This window comes from Streptomyces sp. NPDC002018 (assembly GCF_042890865.1).
In the GTDB taxonomy this organism is placed as follows: domain Bacteria; phylum Actinomycetota; class Actinomycetes; order Streptomycetales; family Streptomycetaceae; genus Streptomyces.
In genome coordinates, this window is record NZ_JBIASO010000001.1 from 607,423 (window position 1) to 629,634 (window position 22,212).

Below are 22,212 nucleotides of genomic sequence, written 5' to 3' on the forward strand. Positions count from 1 at the left end.
GGGCGGAGGAGCGCCTCATTCGTGACGTCATCCGTGACGCGGCTCCCGGTGCTCCGGTGTCAGCCCCCGGCCTTCGTCCCGGCCCGTGAGCCCTTCGCCGCGTCCTTCGCCGCGTCCTTCGTGCCGCCGTCCGTCCCGCCCTTCGGGGCGGTCCTTTCGAGCGCGGCGCGTACCATCGCCGCCGCGAAGACGGCCGGATCGGTGTGATCGGCCAGTCGCGCCAGCGCCTTGGGCTCATCGGGAAGTCCGCGCTCGCGCGCGCCCTGGAGCGCCTTCTTGTCCAGGTACGGGGCGACCTCCGGCCAGATCCCCTGGACCTCGCGGAGGAAGATGTCCACTCCCACGGGGCCCAGTCCGGGCACCTCCCGCAGCAGTGACCGCAGTGTGCCGGTGTCTCCGTCCGCCGCGTCACGCAGCCGTCGCAGATCGCCGTGGTACTTGTCGAGCAGCAGCTCGGCGCCCTCGCCGAGCTGGGTCGCGGTGCGCTCGTCGTAGCGGCGGTAGCCGCCCCGGCCCAGCGCGCCCACGCGCTCCTGCCAGGTGGCGTCCGCCATCCGGCGCGCGTCGCGGAAGCCCGCTTCCGAGAGCGCGCGGGAACTCGCCACCGCGATGTCGCTGCGGATACGGGCGCTCAACAGCCCTGCCAGTACCAGCAGTTGATAGAGCGGCTGGGGGGTGTTCCGCAGATGGATACCGGCCTGGCCGGCGTAGGTACGGCCGTGGGTGGCGAGCAGTTTCCTCACGGTCTCGCGATCGCTGGTTCCCGGCACGACGCGCCTCCTCCGTCCGGTTGACCTGGCCGTATGGGTGCTCTCTCCGTCCATTGTGGCGCGGTCCCGGAGCGGTCGCACCCGTCGCGCGCCGAACCGGAAGCGCTTTCTGTCCGTGTCCTTTTATGACATGGGCACGACCATTTCTACGAGAGGGTTCAACCCGCAATGAAAAGAACGGTGTTACCCCTTCGCGCCCCCCGCGCGACCGCCGTCATCGCCCTCGCTCTCGCCGCTGTCCTCGCGGTTCCCACCGCCTCCTACGCCTCCTCCGCGGCCTCCGCCTCCGCGGGATCCCCGGCCCGTCCCGCCGCCACCACCCCCGTGGTCACCTGGGGCGCCAGCGCCGACCGGCTGGACGCCGCCGTCGCCGACCAGACCCATCGCGTCGTCGTGCGCACCAGCGCCGGCGGCAGCGGTCTGCGGGTCCGGCTCTCCAACGCCTTCGGGGAGCAGCCGGTGACCTTCGGCCGCGCGTACGCCGGGGTACGGGCCTCCGGCGCCGCCGTGGCCCCCGGCACCAACCGCGCGCTGTCCTTCGGGGGCGCCGCCTCCGTCACCGTCCCCGCCGGCGGCTCCGTCTACAGCGATCCGCTGCCCGGCACCGTACGCCCGCAGTCCGATCTCGCCATCAGCGTGTATGTGCGGAACGCGGCCGGCACGGCCACCGGCCACCGGATGGGCCTCCAGACCTCCTACATCGCGCCCGCCGGTGATCACGCGGCGGAGGAGTCCGCCACCGCCTACACCCGCCAGACGGGTTTCCGCTTCTATCTCGACGCGGTCGTGGTCGACGCCCCGCCCGGTACGGGAGCCGTCGTGGCGCTCGGTGACTCGATCACCGACGGCGCCATCTCCACCGCGGACACCAACCGCCGCTGGCCCGACTTCCTCGCGGGACGGCTGCGGAACGACCCCGGGAGCGTGCTCAAGGGCGTCGCCAACGAGGGGATCTCCGGCAACAAGGTCCTCTCCGACGGCGCCGGGGTGAGCGCCCTGAAACGGCTGGACCGTGACGTCCTGTCACAGCGCGGCCTGCGTACGGTGATCCTGCTCGAAGGCGTCAACGACATCAAGGCCACCCCCGCGCCCACGGCCGCCCAGCTGATCGCCGGATACCGGCAGATCATCGACCGGAGCCATGCCGCCGGGGTCTGTGTGGCCGGTGCGACCGTCATGCCGTACGAGGGCTGGGGGGAGTGGAACGCGGGCGGCGAGGCGATCCGCCGGGAGGTCAACGCCTTCATCCGCGGCAGCGGCGCGTTCGACGCGGTCGTCGACTTCGACGCGGCCGTCAAGGACCCCGCCGCCCCGGCCAAGATCCTGCCCGCGTACGACAGCGGGGACCATCTGCACCCGAACGACGCGGGTATGAAGGTCATGGCCGACGCCATCGACCTGCGGAGCCTGCGCTGCGACCGGTAACACCCGTGGTACGCCGGAGGGCGGGGCCCCGCCCTCCGGCGTGATCGCGGCACGGCGACGACCTCGGGGTCCACCGCTTGTCGTCAAGGTGACGTGACAAAGGCCTCTCGCGTCCGGCCGACCCGTACGGCCCAGCAACGCTGACCTCCCGCGTGCCCCACCGCCGAGAGTGGAGTCGTACGTCCTCGTTCCCCCGCACGCCGACGCCCCACATCCGCCCCCGTACTCCGGAGCCCGCCATGACCTGTGTGAACCGACGCGACCTCGGACTGCTCACCCTGCGGCTCGGCATCGGAGCCGTCCTCGCCGCACACGGCACCCAGAAACTCTTCGGCTGGTTCGACGGCGGCGGGATCGACGGGACCGCCCAGGGGATGGAGGCCATGGGCTACACGCCCGGCCGGCCGAGCGCGATCGCCTCCGGACTCGCCGAGACCGGGGGCGGTGTGCTGCTGGCCCTGGGGCTGGCCACCCCGGCGGCCGGTGCGGCGGCGGCCGGAGGTATGGCGGGGGCGGCGGCCGTCCACGCGCCCAGCGGGTTCTTCACCCAGTCGGGCGGCTTCGAGTACCCGGGCGTTCTCGGCTGGACCGCGGCCTCCATCGGTCTCATGGGGGCGGGCCGTTACTCGCTGGACCATGTCACCCGCCACCGGCTCGACCAGTGGTGGATGGTCCCCGTCGCCTTCGCGGCCAGCGCCGCCGGGGCGGCGCTGGTCATCGGCAAGCGGGCCAGGGCCATGGCGGCGGTGGCCCGGGGGAACGGCGAAGGCGCGCCCGCCGGAGAGTGACGGGCGCGCACAACGGGCCGCTACGGGGTGATGCGGAAGGCGTCGATCATGCCCACCGAGGTGCTTCTGTTGACGATCCTGATGGTGTGCGAGCCCCGGGACAGCCCCGATCTCTGCCAGACGGTCTGCTGGGCCTGCCGGGGACCGGAGATCCGCAGATCCACCGTCGCCTGGAGGACATTGTCCAGATAGACGTCGACCGTCCCCATGTCACCGTTGCGTTCGGAGAGGTACTGGATCCCGGTGCCGGTGAAGGTGTACTGCGCCGTCGCCCCCACCGTGGTGCTGTGATGGGTGTCGTCGTTGTAGTCGCCGTAGCCCCGGCCGGTCGTGAGGTGCCAGTTGCTGTCGTAGGTCACCGCGGTGTTGTTCACCATCGGGTTCGGCGTCGACCCGAGGCCGAGCGTGGAGTTGGTGCCCGCCAGGGACTTCGCGTCCTGGTTGGCCGTCCCCGTCAGCCGGGTGGAGGTGTACGAGCTGAGCGGCTTGGCGGTGCGCTCGACGACGTACACGGTGTTCGCCGAGGTGGTGAGCGCGAACTCGGCGGCGCTGGTGGTCAGTACCGTCGCGTTGTCGGAGACCCGGCGGACCCGGACCTGCTGTGTTCCCCACGGGTTCACGATCCGGGTGCTGTTGCCGTACTGGCTCTTGAGCCCCACGTACTTGATCTCGCCCGCCTCGCGCTCCGAGCTGACGAGGAACCCGCCCTTGGCCAGCAGGGTGAACTTGCCGACGAAGGAGGAGTCCGAGGGCACGGCGGGGAAGACCCGGATCTTGTCGTTGTACGACTGGAGCAGCGACTCGTTCGTCGCCGTCAGATGCACACCGAGATACTCGAAGACACCGTTGGTGTTGGCCGTGAGGCCGTTCGGATGGTTCTGGTACTGGCGCAGCATGGTCTTCATGCCCTGGAACGTCTGGTCCCCGAGGCCGAGCCTGGCCGCCTGGACCGCGTCGTTCGCCCAGACGTTGCCGTACGGGAACGGCCGGGCGTTCCAGGTGTTGATGGCCTTCTGCTGGTCGGGATAGCCGATCCCGGTGAGGTCGTACGGCCAGATGATCTCGGCCGCGACGTTCTCGTTGTTGCGGGTCTGCGCGATCGGGGGAGTGTGCGGCAGATACACGTTCGCGTCCGACGGGTACGCGATCAGATTGTCCAGGATCCGCTGCCACTGCGGCCGGAGATCGGCGTCCAGCCCCAGGTCGGCGCCGGTCTGGATGGCCAGCGGGAACAGGGTGCGGACGGCGGCCAGATCGGTGATGGCGTTGGGCACGTTCCAGTAGGTCTCGTGCGAGTTGGACGTGGCCACGTAGTACTTGCCGGTGCCGCTGTCGTACGAGAGTTTCGCCGCGTAGAACTTGGCGACCTCACGCATGAACGGATAGGCCGTGTTCCGCAGATAGGTGTTGTCGTTGGTGTACTTGGCCTGGAGGTACATGTTGTACGCGGCTTCGGCGCCGGTCGACCAGATGTTCTTGGTGTAGTCGCTGTTGACCGTGCCCCGGGCGTTGCCGTCCCAGCCCATGGTCTCCGGCACCCAGATCCCGTCGACGTTGTACCGGGTCCGGGTGTACGCCTTGAGGGCGTCGAAGTTGCGGCTGTACAGCTTGTTGAACCCGGTGAACAGATCGGGGTGGTTGGAGGCCAGGAACGAGTTGTAGACGTCCCGTTGGTTCCAGTACCAGTAGGAGTTGCTCCACTTCGTGGCGTCCCCGGTGGCCCGGAAGGTGCCGTTGATGAAGTGGAAGGGGTAGTTCCCGTATCCGCCGGCGGCGATCATATAGGTGCTGAGGTAGTAGATGTTCTCCATGTAGTCCGCTTCACGGGACCCGTTGGAGTACTGCACGAACGACTTCTCCCAGAACGCGTGCCACCAGTTGCGGTAGTTGTTCAGGGTGGTCGTGTATCCCGTGCCCTTCACCGAGTTCAGCGCGTTCTTGGCCTGGGTGACCGAGTTGTGGCCGGGGGCGTTGACCCGGCTGCTGGCGGTGAACCAGATCGTGTAGCTGCTGGACGGTGTGATGGTCAGCCGTACCTTGCGGCCGTCGATGACCTGCGCGGAGTACGCCGCGCCTTCCACGGTGGCGGCCAGCGTGTAGCCGAAGTTCTGCGGATCGGCCTGGCCGCGGCTCAGTCCGGCTCCGGTGGAGTCCGCGTAGGTGGAGACCGTCTTCCAGGTGTCGAGGTTGGGCACGTCGCCGCTGTTCCCGAGCTGGCTCACGTCCCACAGGCTCAGCTCCAGCGAGATGCTGGACACCCCGGTGCGTGTGTCGTCGACATGGACGCCCATCACCTCGGAGTTCGGTGAACCCATCACGGTGACGGTCCGGTTGTTGTCGTACTTGGTGGTGAGCGTCCCGTCGTACAGCGAGAGGCGCTGCTGGTACGTGGAGTAGCCGCTGTCCATCGCCGGGGTGGTGGCGAGATTGAGCAGCCCCGCGCCGAACGCGGTCTGCTGGGAGGTGTCGACCCCGGACACCTGCATGGACAGACCGTTGTTCTGCCACGCCATGGCGCCGATACGGCCGTTGCCGACGGTCAGCCCGTGATCGGGGTTGGTGTTGGGCCGGTTGTAGACGATGTCGTGCTTGGAGAGATAGCTCGCGTAGTCCACGTTCAACGCGCCGGTCGCGTTGTTGAACGCGGCGTCGGTGGTGGACGCGGACGCCGGGCCACCGGCGAGACCGCTCAGCAGACAGACGACAGCGAGGACGAATACGACTATTCGGTTGGGTCTCATCGAGTGTCACTCCCACGAGTGGCGAGGGGGCGCCGGAAGGCAGAGGGGACGTGCGGGTGCGTGAGGGCGTGGAACACCTGGTCGGCACGGTGATCCAGGAAGCAGCAAGGTGACATGTTCGCAACATGCAGTGAACATCGGAGGTTTCAGGCCGTCAAGTAGCCGCGCAGAACTATTCCGCCGCCCTGTGCGCGCATTGATCCGATCTCCCCGGAGACGGCTTCCTGTCGTCCTCGTGAGCGGGGGCCGGGCGCGCTGCGGCCACTTGCCGTCCGCCCGGTGGTACGCGGGCCGGGCACCCGCTTTCATGCTGGAGAAGGACGAGCCCGCCCCTGTTCGCCGCGTCGGAGACGGAACTGGTCGCACCATGCCGAAGAGAGCTCTGGTCGTGATCGACATGATCAACACCTATGAGCACGAGGACGCCGACGTGCTGGTCCCCTCGGTCCGCGAGGCGCTGCCCGCGATGCGGGGGCTGCTCGGCCGGGCCCGGGAACAGGGGCTGGATGTCATCTACGTCAATGACAACTTCGGCCGCTGGCGCTCCCACCACGACGAACTCCTCGACTCCGCGCTGCGGGGACCGCACGCCGATCTCGTCGAGCCCGTCCGGCCCGACGGCAGGTCGCTGTTCGTCGTCAAGGCCCGCCACTCGATCTTCTACCAGACGCCCCTGGAGTATCTGCTGGCCCAGCAGGGGGTGGACCGGATCGTGCTGTGCGGGCAGGTCACCGAGCAGTGTGTGCTGTACTCGGCGCTCGACGCCCATATCCGGCACATCGCGGTGACCGTGGCGAGCGACGCCGTCGCCCATATCCACCCCGGTCTCGCGCGGGCCGCCTTCCGCATGATGGAACGCAACATGAACGCGGAAGTCCTGCCGTCCGACCGCGTCGATCTCGGCGAGGGGGTGCCCGGGGAGGGCCATGGCGGACGATGACGGAGACCCGCGGCGCGACGGGACCGAGGAGAACGACCGGTCCCACGGCTTCTCGCGCCACGAGAGCCCGGAGGCACGCGCGGACCGCCAGTGGGCGGAGATGCTCCAGGAGGTGCGGGTGGCGCAGACGGGGGCCCAGATCCTGTTCGGCTTCCTCCTCAGTGTCGCCTTCACCCCGCGGTTCGCGCGGCTGGGCTGGTTCGACAAGGACCTCTATGTGATCACCGTGGTGCTCGGGGCACTGGCGACCGGGGCGCTGATCGCCCCCGTCTCCGTCCATCGCACACTGGCGGGTCATCGGCGCAAACCCGAGCTCGTCCGGACGGCGGCACGGCTGATCGCCACCGGTATCGCCCTGCTCGCGGCCGCCATCGTCTGCGCGGTGCTCCTCCTGCTCCGGGTCGCGCTGGAGAGCGGTTACGCCTGGGCCATCGCGGCGGTGGTGCTGGGGTGGTTCGCGTGCTGCTGGCTGGTCCTGCCGGTGGTGCTCAAACGGCATCTGGAACATGAGCGGTGAGAGGGGGGCGCGCGCCCGGATCCGGTGGCCGTCACCACCGCGACCGGGCGCCAGTTTCCGGTGGATGGGGGTGGGCAACCGGGGGTGTATGGACCACACCCGGGCACCTGTGCCGACAGCGCTGACGTCGTATCACGAGAGCGGGCGGAGTCCGCTCGCCCCGCATCGGTCCGGGGCGATGCCCCGAGAGGAGACCGCGGTGCGCAGCGTCGGCGTCGAGGAAGAACTGCTGCTGGTGGACGAGGCCACCTGGGAGCCGCGCGCCGTGTCGGCCGCCGTACTGGCGACGGCCGACCGCGCCGGGGGAGGGGAACACGGGTTCCAGAAGGAACTCCACCGGCAGCAACTGGAGTTCGCCACCAACCCGCAGACGGACATGACGGAGCTGGCGGCGGAGATCCGGGACTGGCGGGCGCAGGCCGCCGATCACGCGGGACGGGTGGGGGCGGCCGTGGCGGCCCTGGCGACCTCGCCGCTGCCGGCCGGTCCCGCCTTCACCCATGACGAGCGCTACCGCTGGATGGAGCGCGAGTTCGGGCTGACCGCGCAGGAGCAGCTCACCTGCGGCTGCCATGTCCATGTGTCCGTGGAGTCGGACGAGGAGGGCGTCGCCGTCCTCGACCGGATCAGGCCATGGCTGTCGGTACTGCTCGCGCTGACCGCCAACTCCCCGTACTGGCAGGGCCAGGACAGCGGCTACAGCAGCTACCGCAGCCGGGTCTGGGGGCGCTGGCCCTCGGCCGGTCCGGTGGAGATGTTCGGCTCCGCGGGCGGATACCACGAGCATGTGGCGGCCATGGTCGCCACCGGAGTGCTGCGCGATCCGGGGATGGCCTATTTCGAGGCCCGGCTCGCGGTCCGCTATCCCACCGTCGAGGTGAGGGTGGCCGACGTATGCCTCGACGCGTCCACCACGGTCCTGCTCGCCGCCCTGGTGCGCGGTCTGGTCGAGACGGCCGCGCGCGAGTGGCGGGAGGAGCGGGCGCCCGCGTCGCACCGGGTCGACCTGCTGCGGCTCGCCTCCTGGCGGGCCGGCCGCTCGGGGCTGGAGGACGGGCTGATCCATCCCCTCACCATGACGCCCGCGCCGGCCGAAGCGGTCGTACGGTCGCTGCTCGCGCAGGTGCGGGACGCCCTGGCGGACGCCGGTGACCTGGCGCTCGTCGAGGAGGGGATCGCCCGGGTGCTGGAGGGCGGCAGCGGGGCACGCGTACAACGCGATCTGATGGCGCGTACGGGGAGCCTGCGTGACCTGGTCGCCGAGTGTGTACGCAGGACACAGGCCTGAGCCTCAGGAACACCGGGGCCGGAACACGGGTGTGCGGCCGACGACGGCCGGGGTCGGCCGACACCGGACGGGGCCGCCGGGGCCCGGGAGTCCTCCGGGGACGACCGGGTCCCGCCCGGCCCTTCTGTGGAGCAGAGAATCCTACTTTAGGGTGATATAAGGCACTGGTTGTCCGAGTGAACGGGCTTCGGTCGCGCCCTCCGGTTCCGACGGAGGCGCCCTCGGCCGACGTGTGTCCCGTGAAGGGAGGCCTCGTCGTCATGACCGACCACCAGAACGAGCCCGAGCCGAAAGCCCCCGGTCCACGTGGTGGGCCGCGGGTGACCACCGCTCCCGCGCCGGAGAGGAAGGTGCCTCCCGGAGAGACCCCGCCGGGCGAGGGAGGCCTCTCGGGAGCCGGGCCCCAGGAGACGCACAACCCGACCACGGGCTGGTCGAAGGGGCCGCTGGCGGCCATCCTGATCGTCTCCCTGTTCGTCGCGGGGTTCTTCCTCGCCTACGCGGTGATCGTCCAGTCGATATAGGGAGCCGGACGGGAGGGCGGGCCGCCGCCGGGCCGCCCGGCCAGGGGCGCTCCCGTCGCGATGGCGACCGGCCCACGGCCTCACCCACGGATGTATCCCGCGACCGCCGACGGGTTTCTCTCCCGCCCCACCGGATACACGCCACGTCGGATCACGGCGCGCGACGGCCCCGACGAGGCCGGTGCGGCCCAGGAACCCGACCAGGAACCCGACCGTGGGACGTCACCCGACGCCGGCGCGTTCCCGGCCGGCCGCCCTGATGACCCGTACGCCGTGAGCCCCGACCCCGAGGAGCTTTCATGCCCCCTGCCCCGGCACCCGTCCGCGCGGCTCGTACGGTGCGTCACCGGCCGGTACCCGCTGTCACCGATGAAGTGGTGCGTCGGCTCCGCCGGGGGCAGCCTGAGGGCAGGACGGCTCCGCCCGGGAGATCCGGGCGCTCGCCGCTCCGGCCAGGAGGTGCCCTGTGACCACCACCGCGTCCCCGCCCGGCCCGGCATTCGGCAGGGTTCTCACGATGCCCGGTGTCTACGCACCGCAGTCCGACAGTCTTCTGCTGGCGGAGGCTCTCCGGCGGGAGGGGCTGCGCCCCGGGGCGGAGGTGCTGGACGTCTGTACGGGCAGCGGCGCCCTCGCGGTGTACGCGGCGCGGCTGGGCGCCCGGGTGGCGGCCGTCGACATCTCCCGCCGGGCCGTGCTCACCACGCGTCTTAACGCCCTGGTCGCCCGCCAGCGTGTGACGGCGCGCCGTGGTGATCTGATGGCGGCGCTGCCGGGCCGGTCCTTCGACGCCGTGATATGCAACCCGCCCTATGTACCGGCCCCCACCGCCGAACTGCCGCGCCGGGGAGCGGCACGAGCGTGGGAGGCGGGCCATGACGGCCGGGCGTTCGTGGACCGCGTCTGTGACGCCGTGCCATCGGTCCTGCGTCCGCGCGGCGTTCTGCTCATGGTCCACTCCGGCCTCTGCGACCCCGCCGAGACGCTGTCACGCCTGTCCCGGGCCGGGCTGCACGCCGTCGTCAGCGACCGCGTGCGCGTCCCGTTCGGTCCCGTCATGCGGGAGCGGCTGGGCTGGCTGCGGGAACGCGGACTGGTGGACCCCGAGGACGACAAGGAAGAGCTGGTGACCATCCGTGCCGAAAAGTTCTGAGCGCCCACGGCGCGTCACCGTCGACCGGAACGGTCCCGTGCTGGTGGAGGGGCCGGTGGAGGTCGTCATGGACGACGGCAGTGTCGTCTCCTCCGATCGCTTCGTCGTCGCGATCTGCGCGTGCCGCCGCAGCCGTGCCTATCCGTGGTGCGACACCAGTCACCGACGGCGTACGAACCCCCCGGACGACGCGGCCGTCGGCCGGGACCGCGCCGGGCGGGAGCACCCGGGCCACGGTGGCCCGGGACGACCGGACGGGAAGGGAACCGCGTCGTGATCACACCTTCTACCGACCGGCACGCCGCCCGGTACGCCGGCCCCGCCCTGCCCGAGCCCCGTGGTGAACTCTCCGCCCGTGCCATCGACGTACTCCGCGGTCTCGGCACACCCCTGCCCGGGGCCCGGGACACCGGCCGTGCCGACCCCTACGGGGAAGACCTTCAGCTCACGCTCTACGTGCTGTACGAACTCCACTACCGGGGTTTCGCGGGGGTCGGCGGCCACCACGAGTGGGATCCGGAGCTGCTGCGCCTGCGGGGGGCCGCCGAGGAGCGTTTCCTCACGGCGCTGCGCGCGGACGCGCCCTCGACGGGCGGTGTGGACGAGGCCCTGGCCGCGCTGCTCGTCGAACCGGTGGGTGACGACGGGAACAGCGTGAGCCACTATCTGCGGCGCGAGGGGGAGCTGCGGCATCTGCGGGAGTACGCGGCCCTGCGTTCCCTCTACCACCTCAAGGAGGCCGACCCGCACGCCTGGGTCATCCCCCGGCTGCGCGGCCGGGCCAAGGCCGCCATGGTGGCCATCGAGTACGACGAGTTCGGCGCCGGCCGCGCGGAGGACGTCCACGCCCAGCTCTTCGCGGACCTGATGGCGGATCTGGGGCTCGGGACCGCGTACGGCCGCTATCTGGACACGGGCCCGGCGGAAGCCCTGGCCACGGTGAACCTGATGTCCCTGCTCGGGCTGCACCGGAGCCTGCGCGGGGCCCTGGTCGGCCACTTCGCCGCCGTCGAGGTCACCTCGTCCCCCGGCTCCCGGCGGCTGGCCGAAGCCATGCGCCGTACGGACGCGGGGCCGGCGGCCGAGCGGTTCTACGACGAGCACGTCGAGGCCGACGCCGTCCACGAACAGGTGGTCCGCCGTGATGTCATCGGCGGCCTGCTCGACGACGAACCGGAGCTCGCGCCGGATGTCGTCTTCGGCATCCGGGCCACCGAACTGCTGGAGGACCGCCTCGGCCGGCATGTCCTGTCCGCCTGGCGCGACGGGCGGACCGCGCTCCGCGCGCCGCTCGACGCCCCGGCCCGACCGGTCCCCTGAGCGGACCCGGGCCCGCGGCCGGACCTCTGACCGGGCCCGCGGCCGGGGCCCGGACGGCACGTACGCGACCGTGCGCGGTCCCGGGCGTCGGGCGGGCGGATACGGTGGCAGCCACCGTATCCGGGGGTCGCCGTGCACAGGTTCTGGACCGTCCTCGCCCTGCTCCTCGCCGCGCTCGCCGTCGGTCTCTTCGCCTCGGCGAACGAGCACGGCGCCTCCACCGAGGACCTCGCCGTCGCCGCGCTCCTCGCCTGTCTCGCCTGGGCGAGCTGGAAGGCGCGGCGATAGCCGGCACGCGCCGCGCCCCTCCTTACTTGACGCCACGACGATAAAAATCGACGCGGTGTAGATTAGTGATGCGGGGGCAACGTGCGGAGCGAGGAGATTCCCATGAGGACCTGGCTGATCACTGGAGTCAGCAGCGGCCTGGGCCGGGCGTTCGCCCGGGGAGCCCTGGAGGCCGGCCATACGGTGGTGGGCACCGTACGCAACCCCGACGACCTGGCCTCTTTCGAGGCGCTGTGGCCCGGACGCGCCCATGGCCGGGTGCTGGACGTCACGGACGACGACGCCGTGTTCTCGGTCGTCAAGGACGTCGAGAGCACCGTCGGCCCCCTCGATGTGGTGATCGCGAACGCCGGCTACGGCCTGGAGGGGGCCTTCGAGGAGACCCCGCTGTCCGAGGTCAGGTCCCAGTTCGCGACGAACGTCTTCGGCGCCGCCGCGACGCTCCAGGCGGCCCTGCCCTTCCTGCGCGAGCGGCGCCGCGGCCACCTGATGGCGGTGACGTCCATGGGCGGGCTGATGGCCGTACCGGGCATGTCGGCGTACTGCGCGAGCAAGTTCGCCCTGGAAGGGATGCTGGAGTCCCTCGGCAAGGAGGTGTCGGGCTTCGGGATCCATGTGACCGCGATCGAACCCGGCTCCTTCCGCACCGACTGGGCCGGCCGGTCGATGATCCGTGCGGAGCGTTCCATCGCCGACTACGACGAGGTCTTCGGACCGGTCCGGGAGGCGCGGCGGAAGGCCGACGGCCATCAACTGGGCGATCCGGCCAGGGCGGCCGAAGCCGTGGTGCACATCGCCGCTCTGGACTCGCCGCCCGCCCATCTGGTCCTGGGCTCGGATGCGCTGAGGCTGATCGGCGCGGGCCGACGGGCCGTTGACGACGACATCCGCGCCTGGGAGAAACTGTCCAGGACCACGGACTTTCCGGACGGGGCCCAGATCCCCTCCACCTGACGGGCAGCGGGGAACAGCACCTATGACGACCGACGACGCCTCTGCTCCGCGGCCCTCCAGACGCCGCGCCGCCGCGCCGCGCAAGGGGGATCTGCGAGAACAGGCCGTGCTCGACGCGGCGGAGCGCCTGCTCACCTCCACGGGGTACGAGGCCATGACGGTGGCGGACATCGCCGCGGGCGCCGGCCTCACGCGCGGCGCCCTGTACTTCTACTTCGGCTCCAAACAGGAAGTGGTCACTGCCCTGGTGGCCCGCACGGTCGAGCGGCTGTGGGAGAAGTCCCGGGTCGCTCAGACCGCCGAGGATCCGCGTCACGCCATCGGCACGGCCATGGCGCGCACGGTGGACCTCTGGCACGAGCACGGACTCGTCATGCGCACCGCCATCGACCTCTCGCTCGCCGTGCCCGAGGTCGGCGCCCTGTGGGACCGTACGGCCGCCCTCTTCATCGAGGCCATCACCGCCGTCCTGGAACGGGCCGGTGTGCGCGCCGGCGACCTGCCGGACCAGTCCGCGGCGATGGCCACGGCGCTGTGCTGGATGATCGAGCGCTCGTTCTACCAGGCCTCCCGTATCTCCCGCGAGGAACTGGAACGCGCCTCCGCGACCTGCGAGTTCGTCTGGCTCAGATGCGCCGGCCTGGCCTGAACCCCACCCACCGGTCCGCGTGCGGCCACCGGTCCGCGTGCGGCCACCGGTCCGCGCGCGGCGCCGGGACACCTCGCCGTCGGGCCGGCATCGCCCTCCCCCGTTCCTTCCTCCGTTCCTCCCCCGCTCCGCCGCCCGCGGAGCGATAACCTCGGTGTCGGCGGGCCACCTCCTCCCGAAGGAAAGATCCCATGACGCGTCTTCGCAGCCTCGGCTCCTCCGACCTCGCCGTTTCCCCCCTGTGTCTCGGTGGCAACGTGTTCGGCTGGACCGCCGACGAGGAGCACTCCTTCGCCGTACTCGACGCCTACGCGGCCGGGGGCGGCAATTTCGTCGACACCGCCGACTCGTACACCGCGTCGGCGCCCGGCAACCAGGGCGGCGAGTCCGAGACCATCATCGGCGCATGGCTCCGGGCCCGTGGCAACCGCGACGACATGGTCATCGCCACCAAGGCCGGCCGGCACCCACGGTTCAGGGGTCTCGCGCCCGAAACCATCAGGGGCGCCGCAGAGGAGTCCCTGCGGCGGCTCGGCACCGATCATATCGACCTGTACTACACCCACTTCGACGACGAATCCGTCCCGGTCGAAGACATCATCACCGCGCTCGACGGTCTGGTGAAGGCGGGCAAAGTGCGCGCGATCGCGGCCTCCAACATCAGCCCCGAACGGCTCTCCGCGTCACTGGCCTTCTCCGACCGCGAGGGGCTGGCCCGCTATGTCGCGCTCCAGCCGCACTACAACCTGGTCTCGCGTGACACGTACGAGGGCGGGCGCCAGGACGTCGTGGAGCGCAACGGACTCGCCTGCGTGCCGTACTTCGCCCTCGCCTCCGGCTTCCTGACCGGCAAGTACGCCCCCGGCGTCGCCGTGGACAGCCCACGCGCGCGGCCGGGCCTGGCCGGCGGGTACGCGGAGACCGAGCGCGGCGCCAAGGTGATCGCCGCCCTCGGCAAGACCGCGGCCGCCCACGGTGTGGAGCCGGCGACCGTCGCGCTCGCCTGGCTCGCGCGGCAGCCGACGGTGGTCGCGCCCATCGCCTCCGCACGCACGGTCGGCCAACTGCCCGCGCTCCTCGCCCTCCAGGACCTCCGGCTCACGGAGGCGGAGCTGCGGGAGCTGACAGAGGCGTCCGCCTGACACGCACTCGCCGTGCGGCGTCACCGTGCCGCCGGAGTGCGTCCACGGACCGTGACAGTCGCCGGTCCGGGGCGCCGCGCGGTCCATGACGATCCGCACCCGGCGGCGCGGTGTGGTCCGTGCTGGTCAGCGGTTCAGGCGGGCGAGGATCAGATTGGGGTCCTCGGCGGTGAGATACGCGGCGCTCAGCACGTACACGGTGGTGCCGCGCAGTGCGATGGACGTGGGGTTCCGGAGGCCGTCGGCCGGGGTCAGCACGGTGGAGTGGCTGCCGTCGGACTGGACGAGCGCGACCTCGCCGGAGCCGTTGAGAGTGGCCAGCAACTGGTCACCGCGGCCGGTGAAGGCGAAGTCGTCGATCCCCGGCAGGCCGGTGGCCTCGGTCCGGACCGAACCGGCGCGCCCGTCCGGGAGGATGGGGATACGCAGGACCGTGCCCCTGTCGAGGTTGCCGGCCCAGACCGCCCCGTTGTGGATCTTCAGGCCGTTGCCGCCGAGAAATCCGGTGGAGGCCAGTTCGGGGGCGGTGGACCAGGCGGTGGGGGTGCCACCGGTGGCGGGCACGCTCCAGATGGTGCCGAGCACGGAGTCGGTGACATAGAGGGTGCGGCTACGCGGCTCCAGCGCCAGACCGTTGGGCAGGCCGTCGGCGGGCAGCGCGGCGATCCGCCGCGGTTCGCCGCCGGGGCGCAGACGCCACACGCCGGTGAGGTCGGGGGTGCCGGTGGCGTACAGGAAGTACAGCGTGCCGTCGTGGTCACGGACGATGCCGACGGTCAGCGGGAAGCCCAGGGCCGGGGTGTGGATACCGCCGTCGGCCGGCTTGGGCAGAGTGGCCAGGATCCTGGTGGTGCCCCTGGGGGAGACCTCGGCGATCTGGCGGCCCTGGGCGAAGGTGACATACGCGGCGCCGTTGGGTGCCAGGGCGATGTTCTCCGGTGTCTGTCCCTTGGCCAGGTCGAAGTGCACGGCGACCCGCGCGCCGCTCAGCGGGGCGGAGACGGCCGACGCCGGAGCCGGACCGAGAGCCGCGACAGCGGCCGCGACGAGGAGGGCCGCCGATACGGCGGAGGTGGAGCGCTTCATGAACGTGGTTCCTTCACTGGTTTTCGGGCACGCGGCAGCGACACGCCGACGCATGGGGGGGGAAACAGGTGGGTTGTGCTCCGGGGCCGGGCGGCCCCGGAGCGGCTCCGGTGGCGGCCGGTCGTCGGCCGTACCGGGGTGGGACAGGTGCGCGCGGGTGCCGGCCGAGCCTCCGGTGGCGTGGCGCGGGGTCAGCCGGTGCCGGCTCCGGCCCGGTACCTCATCCGCGCAGGGCCGGCCGGGACGGTGTCCCCGGTGCGGTGTCCTGGGTGATGGCCTGGGCGAGCAGGGCCAGCGCGGCCCGCGAGGGCGACCCCGTCTCCGTGGTGGCGACCACGACGTGCGGGCCCGGCCCGTGACTGAGGGTCTGCTGAACGACGGTGAGCGGGCCGACCAGCGGGTGCCGCATCTCGTAGGAGGCGACGGTGCACGCCCTGACCCGGTGGTCGGCCCACATCGAGGCGAACTCGGTGCTCCTGGCGCTCAGTTCACCCAGCAGCGCGTGCAGCGCCGCGTCCCGCGGATGCCGGCCCGCCACCAGGCGCAGATTCCCCACCACCGCCCTGGCCTTGCTCGGCCAGTCCGCGTACAGGTCACGGGTGTGACAGTCGAGGAACACGAGCCTGGCCATGTTGGGACGTCGCGCCGGCAGGTCCGGGGAACCGGGGTCCAGGTGCCCCGCGAACAGCGCGTGCCCCGTGCGGTTCCACGCCAGCACATCACCGCGCCGGCCGAGCACGATCGCGGGAACGTCCCCGAGCACGTCCAGCAACTGACCCGTCGCCTCCGTCACACGCTCCGGCGCCGGCCGCCGGCCCCGTGTGCGAGGGGTGTCCACCCGGGCCAGGTCGTGCAGATACCGCCGCTCGGAACCGTCCAGCCGCAGAGCCCCGGCGATCGCGTCCAGCACCTCGCGCGACGCGCTCGGTGACTGCCCCTGCTCCAGCCGGGTGTAGTAGGAGACGCTCACCCCCGCCAGCAGCGCCAACTCCTCGCGCCGAAGCCCCGGCACACGCCGGCGCTCCCCGTAGGTGGGCACGCCGACATCTTCGGGACGGAGCTGGGAGCGCCGCGCCTGAAGGAAGTCCCCGAGCTGCGATTTGCTGGTCATGGGTCCGAGTATGGACCGGCACGGAACGCACAGCCTGACCCTGCTGTGGGTAGGCACCGGCGGGTCGGACTCCCCGGCCGGACGGGCGAGGAATCCCGCCGGCGTGCTGACGGCCCGGCAGGAAGCGGGTGCATCGGCCGGCGTCCGCCGGGGAACGAGCGGGCTGGGGCGGCCTCTCGGGACCCGCCTGGCACGGGACCTGTCCGACGACGCCTCGGAGAAGTCGGGACGGGTCGGCGCCGGTCCTCGGGAACCTGGGGGGAGCTGACCGGGGACGCGACGCGATGTAGGGTGGGGAGAACGCACTTGACCTGCATAAACGCAGGCAGGGAGCCTAGATCCAGGAGCAATCCGATGCTGCGTACCCTCTTCAAGTCGAAGATTCATCGGGCCACGGTGACCCAGGCGGATCTCCACTACGTGGGCTCCGTCACGGTGGACGCCGAGCTGATGGAAGCCGCCGATCTGCTCCCCGGGGAGCTGGTGCACATCGTGGACATCGACAACGGCGCCCGGCTGGAGACGTATGTCATCGAGGGGGAGCGGGGCTCCGGAGTCATCGGGATCAACGGCGCGGCCGCGCATCTCGTGCACCCCGGGGATCTGGTGATCCTCATCAGCTATGCCCAGATGGACGACGCCGAGGCACACGGCTTCACCCCGAGGGTTGTCCATGTCGACACGGACAACCGCGTGATCGCGCTGGGCAGTGACGCGTCCGCTCCCGTGCCGGGCGGCCGTACCGTACGCGCACCGCACGCCGTCGCGGGCTGAACCGGCCGCACCGACCAGGGAGAGAGCACCGTCATGTCAGATCTCGTCATCCGTGACAACCGGTCCAGGGGCCGACTGGAGGCGTACGAGAACGGCCGGGTCGTGGGCGCCGTCGTCTATTTCGCCATGGAGGCCGCGGAAGCGTCGCCCGCCGCGCTCGTCGCGGTGCACACCGGGGTGGAGGAGGGCCACGAGGGCAAGGGCATCGCGGGCGCGCTCGTACGGGAGCTGTACGCGACGGCCGGGCGTGAGGGCGTGCCCGTCGTGCCGATCTGCCCGTACGCGGCCCAGTGGGCCCAGCGCCATCCCGGCGAGGCACCGGCGGCCCCGGCCGATGTGGCCAGGGCCGCGACGGAGCGGCTGAAGGCCGCGCTCGACTCCCGTCAGGGCGGCGAGGGGGACGACGAGCGGGCGGATGCCTGACGGCGCTCGCGCCCTTCCGGCTGTCCCTTTCGTCACTCTTTGCCCTGTCGGGCGAACATTGCCCGAGACGGCATTAGCATCGCGTCATGCTGACTCTGCTCCATACCTCCCCGGTCCACGTCCCGGTCTTCGACGCCCTGCGGGACATGGACCACCCCGGACTCGTGCTGCGCCATGTCGTCGACGAGTCCCTGCTCGCCAGGGCACGGGCCGAGGGCCCGGAATCCGTGGCGGCCGATGTCGAGTCGGCGCTCGCCGCGGCCGTCGCCGAGGGCACGGCCGCCGTGCTCTGCACCTGCTCGACCATCGGCGAGGTCGCGGAGAAGACCAGCGCGACCCTCGGTGTGCCCGTACTGCGGGTCGACCGGCCGATGGCGGCGGCCGCCGCCGCGGCCGGCCGGGTCGTCGTGGTCGCCGCCCTGGAGAGCACCCTGGAGCCGACGGCCGCGCTGATCCGCCAGGAGGCGGCGGGGCGTCCGGTCGATCTGCGCATGGTGCTGGTCGAGGGCGCCTGGGAACTCTTCGAGGCGGGCGACCGGGACGGCTATCTGAGCGCGGTGGCCGCGGTGGTGGACGGCATCACCGGCGCGGATGTGGTCGTCCTGGCGCAGGCCTCGATGGCCGACGCGGCCGACCGTACGACCTGCGGTCTTCCGGTCTTCTCCAGCCCGCGCCCGGGACTGAACGCCGCGGCCGCCGCGGCGGCCGCCATCTGACTGCCCGGCACCTCACCCCCGGCACCTCACCCCCGGCACCTCACCCCCGGCATCTCACCCCCGGCATCTCCACCCCGGGGGCGTCACCCGGCCCGCCCGGCGCCCTGAAGCCGGGGTGAGGGCCCGTCCGAGCGTCCTGGGCGTTCTCCGAGGCCGGGGCCCGCGGGACGGTCTCGCCCCGGGACCTCGCGTGCGGGAGGCCCGTACGCGCCCGGCGCGCACCACTCGGATCATGCGTGGGTCCGGCGAGCGTGGGCACGCGCACCGGGAGAGAGTGAGAACGGACGACGCCCGCACCCTGGAGGCCAGGTCATGACCAGCCCGAACCCGGACCCCGTTCACCCCGATCCGGTTCCGCCCAACCCCACCCCGCCGGGACCCGGCCCCGATCCCGTGCCGCCGGGTCCGCCGCCGATGCCCACCCCGCCGCCGCACCCGACGCCTCCGCCGAGCCCCACGCCCGTGCCCACGCCGGAGCCGATCCCGAGCCCGCCGCCGGGTCCCGGCCCCGTGCCGGGACCGGAACCGGAGCCCGCCCCCGGGCCGCTCGGCTGACACGACCCCACCCGGACCCGCGCCGGGACCCCGGCGGCCCCTCGACGGGCGCCGGGCCCGGCCGGTCCTACCGCCTCCTGGTCACTGACCGGCCGGGACCTCGGAGCGGTCGCCGCCCCAGAGGGTGTGGAACGAGCCCTCGCGGTCCGTGCGCCGGTAGGTGTGCGCGCCGAAGAAGTCCCGCTGCCCCTGGGTGAGCGCGGCGGGCAGCCGCTCGGCGCGCAGCGCGTCGTAGTACGAGAGCGCCGCGGCGAAGCCCGGCGTCGGCACCCCCTGGTGCACGGCCGTGGCGACCACCGCGCGCCAGTCCTCCTGCGCCGCGCCGATCTCCTCCGCGAACTGCTTGTCGGACAGGAGGCTCGGCAGCTCGCGCTGCGTGTCGTAGGCCTCACGGATCCGGTCGAGGAACGCGGCGCGGATGATGCATCCCGCCCGCCAGATCGAGGCGACCGAACCGAGGTCGATGTTCCAGTCGTACTCGTCGCTGCCCGCCTGGATCTGGTGGAAGCCCTGGGTGTACGAGACGATCTTCGACGCGTACAGCGCCTGCTCGACCTGGTCGGCGAAGCGCGCCGCGTCCGCCTCGCCGAGCGGTGCCGCCGTCGGGCCGGGCAGTGAGCGGGAGGCCTCGCGCAGCCCGGCGTGGCCGGAGAGCGAGCGGGCGAAGACCGCCTCGGCGATACCGGAGACCGGCACGCCCAGGTCGAGGGCGATCTGTACGGTCCAGCGGCCGGTGCCCTTCTGCTCGGCCTGGTCCGTCACGATGTCCACGAACGGCTCCCCGGTCGCCGCGTCCTTATGCGCGAGCACCTCGGCCGTGATCTCGATCAGATACGAGTCGAGCCGGCCGGTGTTCCAGGTCCGGAAGGTCTCGGCGATCTTCTCGGGGGAGTAGCCCGCGACGGACCGCAGCAGGTGGTACGCCTCCGCGATGAGCTGCATGTCGGCGTACTCGATACCGTTGTGCACCATCTTCACGAAGTGGCCCGCGCCGTCGGGGCCGATGTGCGCCACCGTGGGCGCGCCGTCGGGCGCCTTGGCGGCGATCCGCTCCAGCAGCGGGCCGAGCGAGGCGTACGACTCGGTGGAGCCGCCTGGCATGATGCTCGGTCCGTGCAGCGCGCCCTCCTCACCGCCGGAGATGCCGACACCGACGAAGTGGATACCGCGCTCGCGCAGCTCCTTCTCCCGGCGCCGGGTGTCGGCGAAGTGGGCGTTGCCGCCGTCGATGATGACGTCGCCCTCCTCCAGCAGCGGTGCGAACTCCTCGATCACCGCGTCCGTGGGAGCGCCGGCCTTCACCATGATGATCAGCCGACGGGGGCGCTCCAGCGCCGCGACGAAGTCCTCCGCCGACTCCGCGGGGACGAAGGCGCCCTCGTCGCCGAACTCCTCCACCAGGGCACGGGTCTTCGACGCGGTGCGGTTGTGCACGGCGACCGTGAGGCCGTTCCGGGCGAAGTTCCGGGCGAGGTTGCGGCCCATCACCGCGAGCCCCGTGACGCCGATCTGGGCAGTTCCACTCATGTCGTGTGCTCCTGGGTATCCGTCGGATGCGCCGTGCGCTACCGGTGTGTCCCGCCGGGAAGCGGTACGTGCGGATGAACACGGCCGTTCACCAATCGTCAAGCGGGCCCGGGTCTCGCGCATTCCGGGCCTGTCGCATCGTGCCGTGTTCTCCCCGTGAGCGCGAGACGCGTCCACCGTGCGTCGACCGGGGTTCGTTCACGAAGTATTGACACTCTCTCAGCGGCGGCGTAACACTGACAGCGCTTTGGAGAGCGCTCTCCCGCAGTGATCACGGCTCTTTCACCGGCTGCGGGGCCGGCTCTCCGCGGTGCACCTTCCGGCTCCACTTCCCCCCACCGCACCCCCTGACGGGTGCGGCTGAAGAGCGGCATGGAGGTCCGCATGGCCGATAGATTCCGCAGTACCGCCCTGGTGTCCGCGTTACTCGTCGCCACCGCCCTGGCTCTGGTGGCTTTCGGGCTGACCACGATCCCGGACACCGCCACCGCCACTCCCCGCGCGGCCGATCCGCCCGCCGCGGGGGCCCAGGCGGCCCACGCCGGACACCGGATGGCCCCGGCCGTCCCCGTACCGTCCGGCGACGACCCCGACGGGGACGGATACATTCCGGCGAATCCCCCCGTGACCGGTGTCGTGCCGTCCACCGAGATCCCCCCGACGCGTTACTTCCACGAGTTCCAGGCGAACTGCTCGGTCACCCACACCCGGCCGGACGACCCGATCGTGTACCCGGGGCAGCCGGGCAGGTCGCACGACCACACGTTCATGGGCAACAACACGACCGACGCGAACAGCACCACGGCTTCGCTGAGCGCCGGCGGCACCGCGTGCAGGGCGCCCGGTGACCGGTCCGCGTACTGGATGCCGACCCTCTTCAAGGGCAACACCCCGGTCTCGCCGGTGGGCCCCCAGACCATCTACTACAAGTCGGGCGTCACCGACTACCGCTCGGTGCGCCCGTTCCCCAAGGGCCTGCGCTTCGTCGTGGGCAGTCCGACCCAGACCGCCGACCAGTTCCGCAACCACCGGGGCTGGGTGGAGGGCTGGGAGTGCGGGGACAGCTACAAGAACACGGAGATCCCCGCGTCCTGCCCGGCCCGGCCGGATGTCCAGCTCAACCTCCGTTTCCAGGCGCCGAGTTGCTGGGACGGACGGTATCTGGACACACCGGATCACCAGAGCCACATGGCCTATCCGCGAGCGCAGGGCGCCAACCAGGACGTCTGCCCTCCCTCGCACCCGGTGGCGCTGCCGATGATCGAGTTCAAGATGGCCTGGCCGGTCAACGGTGACATGTCGCAGGTCAGGCTGGCGAGCGGAGTGGGACACACGTTCCACTACGACTTCTTCAACGCCTGGGACGACCGCACGCTCGACACCCTGGTGCGGCACTGTGTCATCGGCGGGCTCCAGTGCGACGCCCGTGGGTACGACCAGACGCGCCCCGAGGCGGGCGCCGCGCTCAACGCCAACTACGAACTGCCCTGATCCCCTCCCGCGCTCTCCCGTACGGGTGGA

General features: G+C 71.5%; 22 protein-coding genes. 17 read left to right on the top strand and 5 right to left on the bottom strand.

Annotation, left to right across the window (positions count from 1 at the left end):
- Positions 1-59: 59 nt before the first annotated feature.
- Positions 60-770 (bottom strand): endonuclease, encoded by a 711-nt coding sequence (locus ACFYYH_RS02650; RefSeq protein ID WP_388544855.1) that lies wholly within the window; start codon positions 768-770, stop codon positions 60-62.
- A gap of 168 nt (positions 771-938) precedes the next feature.
- Between ACFYYH_RS02650 and ACFYYH_RS02655 the strand changes: the two genes are divergently transcribed.
- Positions 939-2,195 (top strand): SGNH/GDSL hydrolase family protein, encoded by a 1,257-nt coding sequence (locus tag ACFYYH_RS02655; RefSeq protein ID WP_388544858.1) that lies wholly within the window; start codon positions 939-941, stop codon positions 2,193-2,195.
- A 239-nt stretch (positions 2,196-2,434) separates the two neighbouring features.
- On the top strand, positions 2,435-2,983 hold the full coding sequence (locus tag ACFYYH_RS02660) for a DoxX family protein (protein ID WP_388544861.1): 549 nt from the start codon (positions 2,435-2,437) through the stop codon (positions 2,981-2,983).
- Between the two features lie 20 nt (positions 2,984-3,003).
- Here ACFYYH_RS02660 and ACFYYH_RS02665 read toward each other — a convergent pair whose 3' ends face one another.
- Positions 3,004-5,724 (bottom strand): carbohydrate-binding protein, encoded by a 2,721-nt coding sequence (locus ACFYYH_RS02665; protein ID WP_388544863.1) that lies wholly within the window; start codon positions 5,722-5,724, stop codon positions 3,004-3,006.
- Positions 5,725-6,091: 367 nt separating this feature from the next.
- On the opposite strand from ACFYYH_RS02665, the gene ACFYYH_RS02670 reads away from it, so the two are divergent.
- The 11 genes from ACFYYH_RS02670 (at position 6,092) to ACFYYH_RS02720 (ending at position 14,499) form a co-directional block, all read left to right on the top strand.
- On the top strand, positions 6,092-6,664 hold the full coding sequence (locus ACFYYH_RS02670) for a cysteine hydrolase family protein (RefSeq protein ID WP_388544865.1): 573 nt from the start codon (positions 6,092-6,094) through the stop codon (positions 6,662-6,664).
- On the top strand, positions 6,651-7,181 hold the full coding sequence (locus ACFYYH_RS02675) for a DUF6328 family protein (RefSeq protein WP_388544868.1): 531 nt from the start codon (positions 6,651-6,653) through the stop codon (positions 7,179-7,181). The genes ACFYYH_RS02670 and ACFYYH_RS02675 overlap by 14 nt, the downstream gene beginning before the upstream one ends.
- Positions 7,182-7,359: 178 nt before the next feature.
- Positions 7,360-8,469, top strand: coding sequence for a glutamate--cysteine ligase (locus tag ACFYYH_RS02680; protein WP_388544869.1), 1,110 nt, complete (start codon positions 7,360-7,362; stop codon positions 8,467-8,469).
- Positions 8,470-8,729: 260 nt separating this feature from the next.
- Positions 8,730-8,993, top strand: coding sequence for a DUF6480 family protein (locus ACFYYH_RS02685; protein ID WP_388544872.1), 264 nt, complete (start codon positions 8,730-8,732; stop codon positions 8,991-8,993).
- Positions 8,994-9,510: 517 nt separating this feature from the next.
- Entirely contained in the window at positions 9,511-10,146 is a 636-nt protein-coding gene (locus ACFYYH_RS02690) for a HemK2/MTQ2 family protein methyltransferase (RefSeq protein ID WP_388545315.1), read from the top strand.
- Positions 10,130-10,423 carry a CDGSH iron-sulfur domain-containing protein gene (locus ACFYYH_RS02695; RefSeq protein ID WP_388544875.1) on the top strand — a complete coding sequence of 98 codons (294 nt, stop codon included), beginning with the start codon at positions 10,130-10,132 and terminating at the stop codon, positions 10,421-10,423. Before ACFYYH_RS02690 ends, ACFYYH_RS02695 begins: the two co-directional genes overlap by 17 nt.
- Complete coding sequence (locus ACFYYH_RS02700; RefSeq protein WP_388545317.1) at positions 10,423-11,466, top strand: iron-containing redox enzyme family protein; 1,044 nt, start codon at positions 10,423-10,425, stop codon at positions 11,464-11,466. Before ACFYYH_RS02695 ends, ACFYYH_RS02700 begins: the two co-directional genes overlap by 1 nt.
- A 132-nt stretch (positions 11,467-11,598) precedes the next feature.
- Complete coding sequence (locus tag ACFYYH_RS02705; protein ID WP_388544878.1) at positions 11,599-11,754, top strand: hypothetical protein; 156 nt, start codon at positions 11,599-11,601, stop codon at positions 11,752-11,754.
- Positions 11,755-11,856: 102 nt separating this feature from the next.
- Positions 11,857-12,708: an oxidoreductase gene (locus tag ACFYYH_RS02710; RefSeq protein WP_388544881.1), complete on the top strand. Its 852-nt coding sequence runs from the start codon at positions 11,857-11,859 to the stop codon at positions 12,706-12,708.
- A gap of 22 nt (positions 12,709-12,730) precedes the next feature.
- A complete protein-coding gene (locus ACFYYH_RS02715; protein WP_388544884.1) occupies positions 12,731-13,357 on the top strand; it encodes a TetR/AcrR family transcriptional regulator in 627 nt (208 codons plus the stop codon).
- A 191-nt stretch (positions 13,358-13,548) separates the two neighbouring features.
- Positions 13,549-14,499 (top strand): aldo/keto reductase, encoded by a 951-nt coding sequence (locus ACFYYH_RS02720; protein ID WP_388544887.1) that lies wholly within the window; start codon positions 13,549-13,551, stop codon positions 14,497-14,499.
- A gap of 126 nt (positions 14,500-14,625) precedes the next feature.
- On the opposite strand, the gene ACFYYH_RS02725 is transcribed toward ACFYYH_RS02720, so the two are convergent.
- Both ACFYYH_RS02725 and ACFYYH_RS02730 read right to left on the bottom strand, forming a co-directional pair.
- Positions 14,626-15,585, bottom strand: a complete 960-nt coding sequence (locus tag ACFYYH_RS02725; protein WP_388544890.1) for an SMP-30/gluconolactonase/LRE family protein — start codon at positions 15,583-15,585, stop codon at positions 14,626-14,628.
- A gap of 220 nt (positions 15,586-15,805) precedes the next feature.
- Positions 15,806-16,696 (bottom strand): helix-turn-helix domain-containing protein, encoded by an 891-nt coding sequence (locus ACFYYH_RS02730; protein WP_388544893.1) that lies wholly within the window; start codon positions 16,694-16,696, stop codon positions 15,806-15,808.
- Positions 16,697-17,050: 354 nt separating this feature from the next.
- On the opposite strand from ACFYYH_RS02730, the gene panD reads away from it, so the two are divergent.
- The 3 genes from panD (at position 17,051) to ACFYYH_RS02745 (ending at position 18,609) form a co-directional block, all read left to right on the top strand.
- Positions 17,051-17,470, top strand: coding sequence for an aspartate 1-decarboxylase (panD, locus tag ACFYYH_RS02735; protein WP_388544895.1), 420 nt, complete (start codon positions 17,051-17,053; stop codon positions 17,468-17,470).
- 33 nt (positions 17,471-17,503) lie between these two features.
- On the top strand, positions 17,504-17,893 hold the full coding sequence (locus ACFYYH_RS02740) for a GNAT family N-acetyltransferase (RefSeq protein ID WP_388544898.1): 390 nt from the start codon (positions 17,504-17,506) through the stop codon (positions 17,891-17,893).
- A gap of 86 nt (positions 17,894-17,979) precedes the next feature.
- Positions 17,980-18,609, top strand: a complete 630-nt coding sequence (locus tag ACFYYH_RS02745) for an aspartate/glutamate racemase family protein (RefSeq protein ID WP_388544900.1) — start codon at positions 17,980-17,982, stop codon at positions 18,607-18,609.
- 636 nt (positions 18,610-19,245) lie between these two features.
- Here the strand turns inward: ACFYYH_RS02745 and gndA are convergent.
- Positions 19,246-20,691 carry an NADP-dependent phosphogluconate dehydrogenase gene (gene gndA, locus ACFYYH_RS02750; RefSeq protein ID WP_388544902.1) on the bottom strand — a complete coding sequence of 482 codons (1,446 nt, stop codon included), beginning with the start codon at positions 20,689-20,691 and terminating at the stop codon, positions 19,246-19,248.
- A 384-nt stretch (positions 20,692-21,075) separates the two neighbouring features.
- Here gndA and ACFYYH_RS02755 point away from each other — a divergent pair, with 384 nt between their 5' ends.
- Positions 21,076-22,182, top strand: a complete 1,107-nt coding sequence (locus tag ACFYYH_RS02755; protein ID WP_388544905.1) for a DUF1996 domain-containing protein — start codon at positions 21,076-21,078, stop codon at positions 22,180-22,182.
- The last annotated feature ends 30 nt before the right edge of the window (positions 22,183-22,212 follow it).

What these genes read in the sequence shown, in the direction of transcription:
- ACFYYH_RS02665 (WP_388544863.1), bottom strand. Translation starts at nt 5,724, where the DNA reads ATGAGACCCAACCGAATAGTCGTATTCGTCCTCGCTGTCGTCTGTCTG.
- ACFYYH_RS02660 (WP_388544861.1), top strand. Translation starts at nt 2,435, where the DNA reads ATGACCTGTGTGAACCGACGCGACCTCGGACTGCTCACCCTGCGGCTC.
- ACFYYH_RS02715 (WP_388544884.1), top strand. Translation starts at nt 12,731, where the DNA reads ATGACGACCGACGACGCCTCTGCTCCGCGGCCCTCCAGACGCCGCGCC.
- ACFYYH_RS02710 (WP_388544881.1), top strand. Translation starts at nt 11,857, where the DNA reads ATGAGGACCTGGCTGATCACTGGAGTCAGCAGCGGCCTGGGCCGGGCG.
- ACFYYH_RS02690 (WP_388545315.1), top strand. Translation starts at nt 9,511, where the DNA reads ATGCCCGGTGTCTACGCACCGCAGTCCGACAGTCTTCTGCTGGCGGAG.
- ACFYYH_RS02745 (WP_388544900.1), top strand. Translation starts at nt 17,980, where the DNA reads ATGCTGACTCTGCTCCATACCTCCCCGGTCCACGTCCCGGTCTTCGAC.
- ACFYYH_RS02675 (WP_388544868.1), top strand. Translation starts at nt 6,651, where the DNA reads ATGGCGGACGATGACGGAGACCCGCGGCGCGACGGGACCGAGGAGAAC.
- ACFYYH_RS02670 (WP_388544865.1), top strand. Translation starts at nt 6,092, where the DNA reads ATGCCGAAGAGAGCTCTGGTCGTGATCGACATGATCAACACCTATGAG.
- panD (WP_388544895.1), top strand. Translation starts at nt 17,051, where the DNA reads ATGCTGCGTACCCTCTTCAAGTCGAAGATTCATCGGGCCACGGTGACC.
- ACFYYH_RS02685 (WP_388544872.1), top strand. Translation starts at nt 8,730, where the DNA reads ATGACCGACCACCAGAACGAGCCCGAGCCGAAAGCCCCCGGTCCACGT.
- ACFYYH_RS02720 (WP_388544887.1), top strand. Translation starts at nt 13,549, where the DNA reads ATGACGCGTCTTCGCAGCCTCGGCTCCTCCGACCTCGCCGTTTCCCCC.
- ACFYYH_RS02725 (WP_388544890.1), bottom strand. Translation starts at nt 15,585, where the DNA reads ATGAAGCGCTCCACCTCCGCCGTATCGGCGGCCCTCCTCGTCGCGGCC.
- ACFYYH_RS02755 (WP_388544905.1), top strand. Translation starts at nt 21,076, where the DNA reads ATGGCCGATAGATTCCGCAGTACCGCCCTGGTGTCCGCGTTACTCGTC.
- ACFYYH_RS02730 (WP_388544893.1), bottom strand. Translation starts at nt 16,696, where the DNA reads ATGACCAGCAAATCGCAGCTCGGGGACTTCCTTCAGGCGCGGCGCTCC.
- ACFYYH_RS02740 (WP_388544898.1), top strand. Translation starts at nt 17,504, where the DNA reads ATGTCAGATCTCGTCATCCGTGACAACCGGTCCAGGGGCCGACTGGAG.
- gndA (WP_388544902.1), bottom strand. Translation starts at nt 20,691, where the DNA reads ATGAGTGGAACTGCCCAGATCGGCGTCACGGGGCTCGCGGTGATGGGC.
- ACFYYH_RS02655 (WP_388544858.1), top strand. Translation starts at nt 939, where the DNA reads ATGAAAAGAACGGTGTTACCCCTTCGCGCCCCCCGCGCGACCGCCGTC.
- ACFYYH_RS02680 (WP_388544869.1), top strand. Translation starts at nt 7,360, where the DNA reads ATGCCCCGAGAGGAGACCGCGGTGCGCAGCGTCGGCGTCGAGGAAGAA.